This window comes from Bacillus sp. 01N45, assembly GCF_056399205.1.
In genome coordinates this window covers 184,234-197,786 of the sequence record NZ_JBFTQW010000006.1, presented here as the reverse complement: position 1 = coordinate 197,786, position 13,553 = coordinate 184,234, and the positions used below count along the sequence as shown (strand labels likewise).

Below are 13,553 nucleotides of genomic sequence, written 5' to 3'. Positions count from 1 at the left end.
ACTACTCTAACGCTGCTGCTCCACCAACGATTTCCGTAATTTCTTGCGTAATCGCTGCCTGACGCGCACGGTTGAATGAAAGTGTAAGTGAATCGATAACTTCCATTGCGTTGTCTGTAGCACTCTTCATTGCTGTCATACGCGCTGCGTGTTCACTTGCTTTACCGTCTAGTAATGCACCGTACACTAAGCTTTCTGCGTATTGTGGCAATAGTACTTTTAAAATTTCTTCTTCAGAAGGTTCGAATTCATAAGCTGTCGTCGGTTTGTCAGACGCCACATCAGTAAGCGGTAAAATTTTATTTTCCGTTACTTCTTGTGAAATTTTACTTACGTAATGGTTGTAGTAAATATACAGCTCATCATAAGCACCATCTGCAAACATCGCAATTGCTCGAGAAGCAAGATCTTTAATATCAGTAAATGATGGGTGGTCAGATAGTCCAACTACTTCATCAATGATATTAAAGCCGCGACGTTTTAAATAATCACGTCCTAGTCGGCCAAGCACAATAATTGAATATTGGTTTGAATCCATATTATGACGTTCACGAATTACGTTACTTACTGTACGTAATACGTTACTGTTATAACCACCTGCTAGTCCGCGATCAGATGTAATAACGATGTACCCTGTACGCTTTACAGGACGCGCATTTAGCATCGGATGATTAATTCCTTTACTTCCTTGCGCAATGCTCGCTACTACTTCTTGAATCTTTTCCATATACGGAACGAAAGATTTAGCATTTTGCTCTGCACGGTTTAACTTAGATGCAGATACCATCTCCATCGCTTTCGTAATTTGACTCGTTTTCTTTGTCGAGTTAATCTTCGCTTTTATATCGCGTAAAGATGCCACAGGTTTTCACCACCTTTTTTCCGGAAGTTGGCACGATTAGTAAGAATTCTCTTCCTAATCTACGTTGCAAGATATTCTTGCTCATGATTGAAGGAAAAGAATAGGTGCACCTACTCTTTTCCTTTACATAACCGTCAGCAATCTCAAAACTTGAGATGCCTTTTATATATTATCTAGCTCCAGTGGCTTGAACGAGCCTCTGGAGCTTTTATTCATTACTCAGAAGCTACGAATACTTTTTTAAATCCATTAATAGCTGCTGCAAATTTGTCGTCATCCGCAAGTTTCTTAGTTGTGCGGATTTCTTCTAATAAGTCAGTCGCATTAGAATCTAACCAAGCATGGAATTCTTCTTCGAAACGAGTGATATCTACTACTGGGATATCATCTAGGAATCCACGTGTTAAAGCGTAAAGAATGATAACTTGTTTCTCTACACGTAATGGTTTGTGTAATCCTTGTTTTAATACCTCAACAGTACGAGCACCACGGTTTAGTTTCGCTTGAGTTGCTTTATCAAGGTCAGAACCGAACTGAGCGAACGCTTCTAACTCACGGTAAGATGCAAGGTCAAGACGAAGTGTACCTGATACTTTACTCATTGCTTTAATCTGAGCAGATCCACCTACACGAGATACAGAAGTACCCGCATCGATTGCTGGACGTACGCCAGAGAAGAATAGGTCAGATTGTAAGAAGATTTGTCCATCCGTAATAGAAATTACGTTTGTTGGGATGTAAGCTGATACGTCCCCTGCTTGTGTTTCGATGAAAGGTAGTGCAGTTAAAGAACCGCCGCCTCTTGCATCACTTAATTTTGCTGCACGCTCTAATAAGCGAGAATGTAAGTAGAATACATCCCCTGGATATGCTTCACGACCTGGAGGACGACGTAATAGTAATGAAAGCTCACGGTAAGCCGCTGCTTGTTTTGATAAGTCATCATATACTACTAATACGTGTTTACCATTGTACATGAACTCTTCACCCATTGTTACACCAGCATAAGCAGCTRAGTATAATAATGGAGCTGGTTGAGAAGCTGATGCAGTTACAACGATTGTGTAATCTAATGCACCGTGCTTACGTAGTGTTTCTACTACGTTACGTACAGTTGATTCTTTTTGTCCGATAGCTACATAGATACAAATCATATCTTCATCTTTTTGGTTAATGATTGTATCAAGTGCAACTGCTGTTTTACCTGTTTGACGGTCACCAATGATTAACTCACGTTGACCACGGCCAATTGGTACAAGAGCATCGATCGCTTTAATACCTGTTTGAAGTGGCTCATGAACAGATTTACGATCCATTACACCTGGTGCTGGACTTTCGATTGGACGAGTGTTTGTTGTATTGATTGGGCCTAAACCATCAACTGGTTGACCTAATGGGTTTACAACACGACCGATTAGTTCTTTTCCTACTGGTACTTGCATGATGCGACCAGTACGACGAACTTCGTCACCTTCACGAATTTCTGTGTAAGGTCCTAAAATAATGATACCTACGTTGTTTTCCTCTAAGTTTTGTGCTAGTCCCATAACGCCGTTAGAGAACTCTACAAGTTCACCAGCCATAACGTTATCAAGACCATGAGCACGCGCAATACCGTCACCAACTTGGATAACTGTACCAACATCACTAACTTCGATTTCAGACTGATAGTTCTCGATTTGTTGCTTTATCAGTGCGCTAATTTCTTCAGCTCTGATGCTCATGTGCTTCACCCCTATCTATTCTTCATTAATTCACGCTGAATACGTGCTAATTTTCCTTGTAAGCTTCCGTCGTAAATGCGATTTCCAATACGTACTTTAATGCCGCCTAGTAAATCTTCATCTACAACATTTTTTACGCGAATTGCATCTTTTCCCGTTCTCTTTGCAAATGCTTCTGCAATGTTAAGCTTCTCTTCTTCTGATAGAAGACGAGTAGAATATACAGTTGCGTCGGCTACGTTACGTTCTTCATTAGCAAGAACAACATATTCATCTGCAATTTCAGGTAAGATATCAATGCGTTTGTTATCAATTAAAATATATAACGTATTTAAAATAGATTCAGAAACAGATCCGAATACGTTCGCAAGAAACGTTTTCTTCTGCTCTTTTGAAATGTTCGGTTGCGTTAAAAAGCTATGTAGTTCTCCGTTCTTTACATAAACGTTTTGTACAAGGCGTAATTCCTCTTCAAACATTTCTAATACGTGTTTTTCTTTTGCAATTTTAAAAAGAGCGACAGCATAACGTTTTGCTACAATCCCATTGCTCATCGCGCTTCTCCTACTTCTTTAATATAATCGCGAATTAACTTAACTTGATCTTCTTCTTTTAACTCTTTTTCAATTACTTTAGAAGCAATTTGAACAGATAAAGAAGCGACTTGTTCTTGTAAAGCAGCAATCGCTTGCTCTTTTTCGCGTTGAATTTCTTGTACAGCAGATGCTTTAATTGATTCTGCTTCTTCTTTCGCAGCAGCAACAATAACATCTTTTTGATCTACAGCTTGTTTTTTCGCTCTTTCGATTAACTCTTGTGCTTCAACACGCGATTGTTTTAACATTTCACGTTGTTCTTCTACTAATTTCTTCGCTTCAGCGTTACTTCTTTCTGCAGCGTCGATTTCATTAGTAACATGCTCTTCACGCTCTTTCATAATTCCCATTAAAGGGCCCCACGCGAATTTGCGTAGCATTACTAATAGAAGTAAGAAAATGAACAATGTATAAGCAATCGTTCCAAATGGAATGGAAGCCCCTAATAATAAAGTTGGCACAAGGATTCACTCCCTTCAAAATATCTAAATTGATCATATGAAAAAAAAAGACATACGTTTCGTTCATAAAGCAATGGCGAAGAAAGTTCGGAAAAACACTCTTCGCCATCTATGTAAGGGGAGTCTCCCTTATTTGTTCATTACGATGAATGCAATAACTACACCGATGATTGGAAGTGCCTCAACTAAAGCAACCCCGATGAACATAATTGTTTGAAGCGCGCCTTTTAATTCTGGTTGACGAGCAACACCTTCGATTGTACGTGATACGATAAGACCGTTACCAATACCTGCACCTAATGCTGATAAACCAATTGCAATTGCAGCTGCGATTACACCTAAACTCATTTAATTTGTCCTCCTTTGTATTATAAAAAAATAAATTTTTTCTTACTTAAATTATATTAATGGTCATGGCTTACTTTATGAGCCATATAAACCATCGTTAACATAACGAAAATAAATGACTGGATTGATCCAACGAATACACTGAATCCCATCCATGCTAACATTGGTACAAGCGCACCTAATGCTCCAAGGAATGATGCCCCGCCTAACTTAGCAAGTAATCCTAATAAGATCTCACCTGCATAAATGTTACCGAATAAACGAAGACCTAACGTTAATGTGTTAGCAAACTCCTCAATAACCTTTAATGGGAATAAGAATTTCATAGGTTGGAAATAACCTTTTACGTATTCTTTCGTACCCTTCATCTTAATTCCATAATAATGGGTGAGGGTAACTACCATCACGGCTAATGTTAATGTAACTGCTGGATCAGACGTTGGTGATCTCCACCATGCAATATGTTCGCCAGCCTCAACTGTTGAATACATGAATGGTAAACCAAGGAAGTTCGATACGATGATAAACATGATAAGCGTAACGCCAAGCGTTAAGAAACGTCCACCTGTTTTCCAGTCCATCGTACTATTGATAATCCCTTTCACGAAGTCAAACACCCATTCCATGAAGTTTTGCATCCCGGTTGGGCGAAGGGCTAAACTGCGAGTTCCGATAACAGCGATTAAGAAAACTATAACTGCTGCTACAGTAACCATCATAACTGATGACAAATCGAACGTTAAACCTAGAAATTTAACTAATTTACCGTGTTCCACTAGTAATTCACCTCTCTTCCCTGCTCTTATACTCTAAATAAAGAAAATCTATGATCATGACAAGGTATCCTGTCAGCAATCCTACACCTAGGCCCCACATCGCGATTAACTCTTGATATTTGGCTGCAAATAAAATTAATAATCCAATCGTGGCGAATCTCGAATATGTACTTACCGCTGTCGCCTTAAACTTCACGTTTTCTCCATTTGTTACGCGATCCAACAGCTTGTCTGTTCTACGTGCAATGATGCGCAAACTAAGAAAACTGAAAATCGTTCCGATAATCAGCCCAAGAAATACATCCTTGTAAGAGGTGAATCCCCATCCTAGCACTAGAAGCGCAAGCAAGTAGTACATATATTTCTTTTGTCTTTGGACAAGTCCATGTACGTCTATCATCATTGCTCTCCCGAATAGTAATGTCGAATGAGTCGAATCATTGCGTATATCCCTGTTCCTAATCCGAGTAATAACCCTATAATAAGAAACAATGGAAACGTTCCAACCTTACTATCAATCCACTGCCCACCAAAGATTCCAATAAGAATAGAACCGACTAACTGAGCAAGAATACCTGACATTAAAGCATAAGCTTTTATATGGCTGCGATCGTTTTTTTGCAAGGATTCATCCCTCCAATATGTAACCCTCATTCACGATGTGTTAATAATAACTCATTTTTTTGCATAAATCCTATACAAATTAAAAAGTTTACATTTTCGTCACGGAATAGATGTATTTTTGTCACTGAAAGCCCTACCATCTATCCCCGTTGTTAGCATACAATAGGGTATTAACAGTGTCAACGAGAAATCGTAAAAAATCAAAAAATTTGAGTATTAGTCATTTCCTCCCAAAAATGAAAACGTTCCCCTTCTAAATACTGGTTAGAGATATGCAATTTCTAGCAGTTTTCTCATTATAATAGAAGGAAATGTTCACAAGTTTGTCACTATTATATTTTTACGATATAACGCTTTCCTTCCATAATATAGTGCTCTTTAGACGTAAGACTTCTATATTATATGTGGTGTGTATTCAACTTATGTTGTATATACTATGTATATTTATCCCCCCTCCCCTACCTCATCAGAGTACAAAAAAACGAGAGGGGAATCCCCTCTCGTCAGTTGTCTTACTTCGTTCCGAATAAACGGTCACCAGCATCACCAAGACCTGGTACTACATATCCGTGATCATTTAATTTCTCATCTAATGCTGCTACATAAATATCAACATCAGGATGTTCTTCTTGTACTACTTTTACTCCTTCTGGAGCTGCAACGATACACATTAATTTAATTTGTTTTGCACCGCGCTTTTTCAGAGAGTTAATTGCTTCAGCTGCAGAACCACCTGTTGCTAGCATCGGATCTAGTACGATAAAGTCACGTTCTTCTACATCCGTTGGAAGTTTCACATAGTATTCTACCGGTTGTAATGTTTTAGGGTCACGGTATAAACCAACGTGTCCTACTTTTGCTGCTGGAATTAATTTCAGAATTCCATCAACCATTCCTAAACCTGCACGTAAAATCGGAATTAAACCAAGCTTTTTACCAGCGATCACTTTTGTTGTCGCTTTGCTTACAGGTGTTTCAATTTCAATGTCTTTAAGTGGAAGATCGCGAGTAATTTCGAAAGCCATTAAACTTGCTACTTCGTCCACTAATTCACGAAAATCTTTCGTACCTGTATTCTTATCGCGAATATATGTAATCTTATGTTGAATTAACGGGTGATCAAATACATACAGTTTTCCCATGTGAATCTCTCCTTTAGATGATATTCATGCGTTTGCACGCTTTTTTACACTATTTACGATTGTAAAGAAAACGCTACTAATATTCAAGGGCAAATTTGGCAAAATCATGATTTTACGATGAATCTATCTAGTATCTTTACCAATTATGGGAGCTGTATCCTTCATTATATCGCCAAAATTTATTCATCATTTGTATACATACTTAAAGAACAATATATGTCCAAAAAAAAAACTGCCAAAACAATTACGTCTCAGCAGTCTTCTTTAATCTATTATAGGTCTGTGTACATTGGGAATTTGCTCGTTAACGCTTCTACACGCTTACTTGCTTCTTCTAATGCAGCTTCATTTTCATGATTTTTTAATGTGTAAGCAATAAGTGACGCAATTTCATCCATTTCTTCTAAACCGAAACCACGAGATGTTACAGCTGCCGTACCGATACGTACACCGCTTGTTACAAATGGGCTTGCTGTTTCAAATGGAATTGTATTTTTGTTCACTGTAATACCAACTTCATCTAACACGTGCTCTGCTACTTTACCTGTGATTTCTAAGTTACGAACATCAATCAGGATTAAATGATTGTCTGTTCCACCAGAAACAAGTGTAAGTCCTTCTTTTTGAAGACCTTCAGCTAAGCGATTCGCATTATTAATGATATTTTGTGCATATGTTTTAAAATCATCTTGTAGTGTCTCACCAAATGCAACAGCTTTTGCAGCGATTACGTGCATAAGTGGACCACCTTGAATACCAGGGAAGATTGATTTATCAATTTGTTTTGCAAATTGCTCTTCACATAAAATCATACCACCACGTGGACCACGTAATGTTTTATGTGTTGTCGTTGTAACGAAATGCGCGTGTGGTACTGGGTTTGGATGTAAACCAGCAGCTACTAAACCAGCGATATGTGCCATATCAACCATAAAGTATGCACCCACTTCATCTGCAATCTCACGGAATCGTTTGAAATCGATAACACGAGGATATGCACTTGCACCTGCAACGATTAATTTTGGTTTATGTTCTTTCGCTTTTGCTAATACATCATCGTAATTAATACGGTGAGATTCAGCATCCACGCCATATTCTACGAAATTATATTGTACTCCACTGAAGTTAACAGGGCTTCCGTGTGTTAAGTGACCACCATGAGATAAATTCATACCAAGTACTGTATCGCCTTGCTCTAAAATCGTAAAGTATACTGCCATGTTCGCTTGTGCACCAGAATGTGGTTGAACATTTACATGCTCTGCACCAAAAATTTCTTTCGCGCGATCACGTGCGATATCTTCCACTACGTCTACGTGCTCACAGCCACCATAGTAACGTTTTCCAGGATATCCCTCAGCATACTTATTCGTTAAAACAGAACCTTGCGCCTCCATTACTGCTTCACTTACGAAGTTTTCCGAAGCAATTAACTCAATCTTTGAACGCTGTCTTCCTAGTTCTGCCTCAATTGCAGCAAATACCTTTTCATCTTGACGTTTTAAATGATCCACCAAAATCCCCCTTTTCTGAACGAATTACATCGATTCCCAATAGTTTTTTCTCATTTATTCAGAAAAAACGAAAATTCAGGTTGTAATTCTTTCGAACCTTCATGTTTTCAACTACATTCTAACATGACTTTCTATATCATAAAAGAAAAAAAAGACCGAAAATCGGTCTTTTCTTTCTTCTATTATAAAGTCAGACTACATACCTTTTATCTTTCGATATAAAGCTATTATGCGACTTTATAATTTTTCATGTCTAACGGCAAGTTATAGTCTCTTCCTTCGCCGCATAAACAGCACGTGCTCCACCAATTAGTTTTCCACGTGTCGTTGCCATCGTTACATGCGCACTTCCAATTTCCTTCACACCTGTACGAACCGGAACAGCTACATGCTTTAAATGCATACCAATAAATGTATCACCAATATCCATTCCTGCATCTGCTTTAATAAACTCAATTACTACCGGATCTTTCAAATTGTGATACGCATATGTTGCTAATGCACCACCTGCTGATCTAACAGGCGTAACTGTTACAATTTCAAATTGATATTTCATCGCCAACTCTCTCTCAACTACTAAAGCACGGTTTAAATGCTCGCAACATTGAAACGCCAACTCAATACCTGTTTGTTCTTGAAATTGTTTTAACTCAGAAAAAATCGCCTCTGCTACTTCCATCGTTCCTGATGTCCCAATTCTTTCTCCTAGCACTTCGCTCGTGCTACACCCCACTACAAAAATTTGTCCACTTTGTAATGAAGCTTGTTCTTGGAAATCAGCAAGCGAAATTTGTAACTGTTCTCTTACCTTTACGATTTCTGTCATTACGCCTCTTCCTTTCACAGGTTGGTTCACCAAATTATATTTCATACTACTTCTAGTTAGAATCTATTACTTTGTTTCGTATGTTTTAATTTTCCCTACGCGGTTTTCGTGACGACCACCTTCATAGTCAGTTGTTAACCAAATTTTTGCGATGTCACGTGCTAGACCTGCACCAATTACACGCTCGCCCATTGCTAACATGTTCGTATCATTATGCTCTCTCGTTGCTTTCGCACTGAAAGTATCATGAACTAATGCACAACGAATACCATTTACTTTGTTTGCTGCAATTGACATACCGATGCCTGTCCCACAAACTAAAATACCACGATCTACCTCGCCATTCGCTACCATTTCCGCTGCTGGAAACGCAAAATCAGGGTAATCAACAGAACCAGCTTCACATTCACAACCTAAATCAATATATTCAATATTTAACTCTTCTAATAAACTTACAAGTTCTTTACGGATATTCATACCGCCGTGATCAGATGCTACTACTACTTTCATTTTTACCCCTCCAAAGTTTCAATCAATTATCTTCATTTCTCACTCGTTACCTTAACGGAACGAAGTAATCTCCAATATCGTATTATACACGAAACATCAACCTTCTGAATGTTTTTTCAGTAAAGTTTGTACAAGTTTTTCCATCTCTTCTAACGTTTCTTTATAAATAGAAAGTGAACCGCCAAATGGATCTGAAATATCCTTACTTATCCCCTCAGTTACTCCATATAATGTATCCACTTTCTTTTCAACACTCGGATAATGCCCAAGTACAATTTGCTTATGGTTTTCCGTCATTGTTACTACAATATCTGCCCAATCAATCAAAGCTTCATTTATCTGTTGCGAAGCATGATCGATTGTAATTCCCTTTTCAGCTAAAGCTTCCTTTGCATATATCGACGCATCACTTCCAGGATAGGCGAAAACACCAGCAGATTGCACTTCAAACTTCCCTTCTCCATGATGACGAAGTAACGCCTCAGCCATCGGGCTACGGCATGTATTTCCAGTGCAAACAAATAACACTCGTTCCATCCAAACCCACCCCTTTTCTTCTTTTTCCTATCTTTCATCATAACGTACATAAGAATAGAACAAAAGAAATGTGAATATACGAAAGGCGCATTTCTCTTATATTTTTTCTAAGAAAAATGCGCCTTATCCACATATATGTGAAACCCTATTTCCAAGTGCCTAGAGTATTTTAACATACATAGCAAGCGTACTACAAAACAAAAGAAGGAATCCATTTCATATGAAACGGATTCCTCTTATACAATAATTATTTCATTGTAACTTTCATTACTTCTGTTGAACCTTTTGTAGCTGTTACGCCTACAGTTGTTTTAATAGACTCAGCTGCATCTGTGTTTGTAATAACGATTGGAGTAATTGTACTTTTCGCTTTTTCACGGATTAATTCTAAGTCGAATGAGATTAATTTATCTCCAGCTTTTACAGCTTGGCCTTCAGAAACGTGAGCTTCGAAACCTTCGCCTTCCATTTTTACAGTTTCTAATCCAACGTGGATTAAAATTTCTGTACCGTTTTTCGCTTTAATTCCTACAGCATGTTTTGTGTGGAATAATTGTACGATTTCACCATCAACTGGAGATACAACTAGACCTTCAGTAGGATCGATTGCAACACCTTCACCCATCATACGACCAGCGAATACTGGATCTGGTACTTCTTCAATATTTTTCACTGCTCCAGTTAATGGAGCTACGATTGTTTCTTCATTTGTTTTTGAACCAAAACCGAATAATTTTTTAAACATAGGATAGTCCTCCTCATAATTTACCTAAAAGTTTATAGGGCAATCCCTAGTAAAACTCGGGATACATGTAAGACTTCATACTTCGAATATTATACTGTAAAAACGCTTTCGAAATAAATTACGTCATTACTAATAGACTCTTATTGTAGCTCTTTGCAAAATTCCAGTCAATTCTGATTGTCTGAATAACAATAAGAAGTTAACTTCTACTTATATTTTCTCTTTTTTTACCCGACTTGTCTAGAGGTCTTTACTACATTTTGCTTTTTGTCGCTAATTTGTAAAATTATTTTCAAACTTTTTTCGAAACCTACTTGACTAAAGTAAGTAACTATTTTATTATTACTTACATAAGATAAGTTAATAACTTTTAGGAGGGTTTTTGAAATGATGGATATCGGTCTTCTTATTATTCGTCTTATTATAGGTATTACATTCATGGGTCATGGTGCTCAAAAACTATTTGGTTGGTTCGGCGGTTACGGTTTAAAAGGAACAGGCGGCTGGATGGAGTCAATCGGTTTACGTCCTGGTGTATTCATGGCATTTATGGCTGGCGCAACTGAATTATTAGGTGGCTTCTTATTCGCATCAGGTATTTTCACTGCAATTGGTTCATTATTTATCGTTGGAACAATGTTAATGGCAATCTTCACTGTTCACGGAAAAAATGGTTACTGGGTAACACAAAACGGATATGAATACAATTTAATGTTAATCGCTGTTGCTGTCGGAGTAGCTTTAATCGGACCTGGGGCATACGTTTTATTATAATTTTTATCTTGAATTCGAGATTATTTAGACGGAACTTACTTCGATCACAATGAAGTAAGTTCTTTTTATGTAATAAAAATATTATTTTCAGCAGGAGTTTTCCACTAACATCTTGTAAACAAACAATAAGTCGTCATATTTAGAAAGGGGATTTTACGCATGTTATCCATTAATCCAAATGAACAAACGGAAAAAGAGAATTACAAATTATTAACGGGAAGTATCATTCCACGCCCTGTCGCATTCGTTACTTCTGTAACAAAAGACGGCGTATTAAACGGAGCACCGTATAGCTATTTCAATATTGTCGCTGCTAATCCACCACTTATCTCAGTTTCTGTACAACGAAAAGCAGGAACACCGAAAGATACTTCTCGAAACGCAATCGAAAAGGGTGAGTTTGTCGTACATATTTCTGATGAATCTTACGTAGAAGCAATTAACGAAACAGCGGCTAACCTCCCGCCAAATGAAAGCGAAATTGAACTAGCAAAACTAACACCAATTGAAAGTGATGTTATCTCCGTTCCAGGTGTAAAAGAAGCAAATATTCGAATGGAGTGCGTACTAGAACGCGCAATCCCTCTTGGCGGAACAGAAGACTCACCAGCTTGCGATCTACTAATCGGACGCGTCGTTCGTTTCCACGTCGCAGAACACCTATACGAAAACGGCCGCATTCATGCAGAAGGACTAAAACCAGTAAGCCGTCTAGCAGGACACAACTACGCAAAACTAGGAGAACAATTTGAATTGGTAAGGCCTATCTAAAAGTGGAAGTGGCCCGCTTAGCTCTGACCGGCTAAGGTTCTCTCGCACAAAAGGTGCTTTTTACCTTTCGTGCGGGAGGTTGTTAGATGCGAAGAGCTAGTCGCTGGAACCGGATATATCTAAAAGCGGAGGCGGCTCGTTCAGAATCGCAGGGCATTGGAGCTCTCGACCTTGAAGTGCTTTTTGCTTCGAGCGAGAGAGCGAATGTAACTCAATTACTTCCATCACTCAAACATAAAATCCCCTGCTATTTAGCAAGGGATTTTATCATTGTAATTCTTCCTTTTTTTCCTCTAAAGTAGATACTTTCTCTTTTTTCGGTTTCCCAAGCTTAATTACTAAGAAATATAGGGAAAGCAATGTAATAAGAAAAACGATTATAAACGGATACGGAGAATAAAAGGCACGCGCTGCCTCCGTTTTTCCCGCAACAAACTTCAATGACTCAATATCTAAAAACTCAGCAAACATTTGTACACCGAGCATACTAAACCAAAAAACAAAAAAACTAATAATAATACCAAAAACTTGCTTCAATCTCGTCATTCATCTCATCCTTTCTATATCTATAATTTTTTAGCGCAATCAGTATAGTATAAATAAAACTATGCACAGAAAGGAGCTATCTTACCATTCGCGAATTAACTTCATCCAACCTAAAATTGAAATTTGCAAAATAATACCCCAAATAACAAGCCGTATTAACCACCTAGGGAAAAAAGTTAAAAATCGAATATACCATTCCAATAATTTATTCATAACTCCCTCCTATTTAAAATTATATAGGAAAAAGGAGATATAATCCAAATCCAACGAGAATGATACCACCTACTATCTCGCCATATGTGCCGAGCATATCTTTTGCATGTCTACCAATTAATAAACCAATCCACGCTAATAACATACTAACAAATCCAAAAAGTAATATCGTAATAATTGTCTGCGCCCCGTAAATACCAAGACTAAGGCCTACTGAAAAACTATCTATACTAACGCCAAATGCAAATACGAATAAACTAATTCCAATAGGGGCCGTTCTAGTCTCTTCATTCTCCAAAATAGATGAATACACAATATAGAATCCTAGTCCAATTAATAAAATAGCACCTGCAAAATGTGCAATGTCTCCATACTGTTCTGATAAAAAACGACCTAATACCATCCCTATAAATGGCATGATAATATGAAATATCCCTATAGTCATACCGATATACAGGATTTGTCTTAACTTTAAGGTCATCATCCCCATACCAAGACTCACCGAGAACGCATCCATCCCTAAAGCGAATGCCATAATTATTAAAGGTATTAGCTGTTCAAACGTCATTCATGTCCCTCCTCGG

The 13,553-nt window shown here is 37.9% G+C and carries 20 protein-coding genes; 2 read left to right on the top strand and 18 right to left on the bottom strand.

Annotated features, from left to right (window positions below):
* Position 1: 1 nt before the first annotated feature.
* From atpG to AC1DMU_RS16110, 15 genes are all read right to left on the bottom strand, one after another.
* Positions 2-862 carry a F0F1 ATP synthase subunit gamma gene (atpG, locus tag AC1DMU_RS16180; RefSeq protein ID WP_000157696.1) on the bottom strand — a complete coding sequence of 287 codons (861 nt, stop codon included), beginning with the start codon at positions 860-862 and terminating at the stop codon, positions 2-4.
* A 215-nt stretch (positions 863-1,077) separates the two neighbouring features.
* A complete protein-coding gene (gene atpA, locus AC1DMU_RS16175; protein ID WP_476941532.1) occupies positions 1,078-2,586 on the bottom strand; it encodes a F0F1 ATP synthase subunit alpha in 1,509 nt (502 codons plus the stop codon).
* A gap of 11 nt (positions 2,587-2,597) precedes the next feature.
* Positions 2,598-3,140, bottom strand: coding sequence for a F0F1 ATP synthase subunit delta (gene atpH, locus AC1DMU_RS16170; RefSeq protein WP_000064683.1), 543 nt, complete (start codon positions 3,138-3,140; stop codon positions 2,598-2,600).
* Entirely contained in the window at positions 3,137-3,643 is a 507-nt protein-coding gene (atpF, locus tag AC1DMU_RS16165) for a F0F1 ATP synthase subunit B (RefSeq protein ID WP_001142625.1), read from the bottom strand. The genes atpH and atpF overlap by 4 nt, the downstream gene beginning before the upstream one ends.
* A 129-nt stretch (positions 3,644-3,772) precedes the next feature.
* Positions 3,773-3,991, bottom strand: a complete 219-nt coding sequence (gene atpE / locus AC1DMU_RS16160; protein WP_000052064.1) for a F0F1 ATP synthase subunit C — start codon at positions 3,989-3,991, stop codon at positions 3,773-3,775.
* Between the two features lie 56 nt (positions 3,992-4,047).
* Positions 4,048-4,767 (bottom strand): F0F1 ATP synthase subunit A, encoded by a 720-nt coding sequence (gene atpB / locus AC1DMU_RS16155; RefSeq protein WP_048542682.1) that lies wholly within the window; start codon positions 4,765-4,767, stop codon positions 4,048-4,050.
* A 7-nt stretch (positions 4,768-4,774) separates the two neighbouring features.
* Complete coding sequence (locus tag AC1DMU_RS16150; RefSeq protein ID WP_000567600.1) at positions 4,775-5,167, bottom strand: ATP synthase subunit I; 393 nt, start codon at positions 5,165-5,167, stop codon at positions 4,775-4,777.
* Positions 5,167-5,391: an AtpZ/AtpI family protein gene (locus tag AC1DMU_RS16145; RefSeq protein WP_001171220.1), complete on the bottom strand. Its 225-nt coding sequence runs from the start codon at positions 5,389-5,391 to the stop codon at positions 5,167-5,169. Before AC1DMU_RS16145 ends, AC1DMU_RS16150 begins: the two co-directional genes overlap by 1 nt.
* A 26-nt stretch (positions 5,392-5,417) precedes the next feature.
* The gene (locus AC1DMU_RS16140; protein WP_048542683.1) at positions 5,418-5,531 is read right to left on the bottom strand and encodes a DUF4024 domain-containing protein; all 114 of its coding nucleotides are present in this window, start codon (positions 5,529-5,531) and stop codon (positions 5,418-5,420) included.
* Between the two features lie 372 nt (positions 5,532-5,903).
* Complete coding sequence (upp, locus tag AC1DMU_RS16135) at positions 5,904-6,533, bottom strand: uracil phosphoribosyltransferase (protein WP_000517539.1); 630 nt, start codon at positions 6,531-6,533, stop codon at positions 5,904-5,906.
* Between the two features lie 272 nt (positions 6,534-6,805).
* Positions 6,806-8,047 (bottom strand): serine hydroxymethyltransferase, encoded by a 1,242-nt coding sequence (glyA, locus tag AC1DMU_RS16130; RefSeq protein ID WP_000349796.1) that lies wholly within the window; start codon positions 8,045-8,047, stop codon positions 6,806-6,808.
* Between the two features lie 253 nt (positions 8,048-8,300).
* Entirely contained in the window at positions 8,301-8,918 is a 618-nt protein-coding gene (locus AC1DMU_RS16125; protein WP_095205689.1) for a TIGR01440 family protein, read from the bottom strand.
* Positions 8,919-8,939: 21 nt separating this feature from the next.
* Entirely contained in the window at positions 8,940-9,383 is a 444-nt protein-coding gene (gene rpiB, locus AC1DMU_RS16120; protein WP_000869917.1) for a ribose 5-phosphate isomerase B, read from the bottom strand.
* 96 nt (positions 9,384-9,479) lie between these two features.
* Positions 9,480-9,920, bottom strand: coding sequence for a low molecular weight protein arginine phosphatase (locus AC1DMU_RS16115; protein WP_088064866.1), 441 nt, complete (start codon positions 9,918-9,920; stop codon positions 9,480-9,482).
* Positions 9,921-10,167: 247 nt separating this feature from the next.
* Positions 10,168-10,665 carry a PTS sugar transporter subunit IIA gene (locus AC1DMU_RS16110; RefSeq protein ID WP_087985978.1) on the bottom strand — a complete coding sequence of 166 codons (498 nt, stop codon included), beginning with the start codon at positions 10,663-10,665 and terminating at the stop codon, positions 10,168-10,170.
* Between the two features lie 387 nt (positions 10,666-11,052).
* Here AC1DMU_RS16110 and AC1DMU_RS16105 point away from each other — a divergent pair, with 387 nt between their 5' ends.
* On the top strand, positions 11,053-11,439 hold the full coding sequence (locus AC1DMU_RS16105; RefSeq protein ID WP_087985979.1) for a DoxX family protein: 387 nt from the start codon (positions 11,053-11,055) through the stop codon (positions 11,437-11,439).
* A gap of 159 nt (positions 11,440-11,598) precedes the next feature.
* Positions 11,599-12,210 carry a flavin reductase family protein gene (locus AC1DMU_RS16100; protein WP_073517195.1) on the top strand — a complete coding sequence of 204 codons (612 nt, stop codon included), beginning with the start codon at positions 11,599-11,601 and terminating at the stop codon, positions 12,208-12,210.
* Positions 12,211-12,477: 267 nt separating this feature from the next.
* Here the strand turns inward: AC1DMU_RS16100 and AC1DMU_RS16095 are convergent, their stop codons facing one another.
* The 3 genes from AC1DMU_RS16095 to AC1DMU_RS16085 form a co-directional block, all read right to left on the bottom strand.
* A complete protein-coding gene (locus AC1DMU_RS16095) occupies positions 12,478-12,756 on the bottom strand; it encodes a DUF3935 domain-containing protein (RefSeq protein ID WP_048542692.1) in 279 nt (92 codons plus the stop codon).
* An 81-nt stretch (positions 12,757-12,837) separates the two neighbouring features.
* Positions 12,838-12,969, bottom strand: a complete 132-nt coding sequence (locus tag AC1DMU_RS16090; protein ID WP_255288440.1) for a hypothetical protein — start codon at positions 12,967-12,969, stop codon at positions 12,838-12,840.
* 19 nt (positions 12,970-12,988) lie between these two features.
* Entirely contained in the window at positions 12,989-13,537 is a 549-nt protein-coding gene (locus AC1DMU_RS16085) for a manganese efflux pump MntP (protein ID WP_048542694.1), read from the bottom strand.
* Positions 13,538-13,553: the final 16 nt, after the last annotated feature.

Coding starts and splice junctions, on each gene's coding strand:
- AC1DMU_RS16105 (WP_087985979.1), top strand. CDS start 11,053: ATGATGGATATCGGTCTTCTTATTATTCGTCTTATTATAGGTATTACA.
- rpiB (WP_000869917.1), bottom strand. CDS start 9,383: ATGAAAGTAGTAGTAGCATCTGATCACGGCGGTATGAATATCCGTAAA.
- AC1DMU_RS16115 (WP_088064866.1), bottom strand. CDS start 9,920: ATGGAACGAGTGTTATTTGTTTGCACTGGAAATACATGCCGTAGCCCG.
- AC1DMU_RS16095 (WP_048542692.1), bottom strand. CDS start 12,756: ATGACGAGATTGAAGCAAGTTTTTGGTATTATTATTAGTTTTTTTGTT.
- AC1DMU_RS16140 (WP_048542683.1), bottom strand. CDS start 5,531: ATGGTAGGGCTTTCAGTGACAAAAATACATCTATTCCGTGACGAAAAT.
- atpH (WP_000064683.1), bottom strand. CDS start 3,140: ATGAGCAATGGGATTGTAGCAAAACGTTATGCTGTCGCTCTTTTTAAA.
- AC1DMU_RS16100 (WP_073517195.1), top strand. CDS start 11,599: ATGTTATCCATTAATCCAAATGAACAAACGGAAAAAGAGAATTACAAA.
- AC1DMU_RS16085 (WP_048542694.1), bottom strand. CDS start 13,537: ATGACGTTTGAACAGCTAATACCTTTAATAATTATGGCATTCGCTTTA.
- upp (WP_000517539.1), bottom strand. CDS start 6,533: ATGGGAAAACTGTATGTATTTGATCACCCGTTAATTCAACATAAGATT.
- AC1DMU_RS16110 (WP_087985978.1), bottom strand. CDS start 10,665: ATGTTTAAAAAATTATTCGGTTTTGGTTCAAAAACAAATGAAGAAACA.
- AC1DMU_RS16090 (WP_255288440.1), bottom strand. CDS start 12,969: ATGAATAAATTATTGGAATGGTATATTCGATTTTTAACTTTTTTCCCT.
- atpE (WP_000052064.1), bottom strand. CDS start 3,991: ATGAGTTTAGGTGTAATCGCAGCTGCAATTGCAATTGGTTTATCAGCA.
- AC1DMU_RS16150 (WP_000567600.1), bottom strand. CDS start 5,167: ATGATAGACGTACATGGACTTGTCCAAAGACAAAAGAAATATATGTAC.
- AC1DMU_RS16125 (WP_095205689.1), bottom strand. CDS start 8,918: ATGAAATATAATTTGGTGAACCAACCTGTGAAAGGAAGAGGCGTAATG.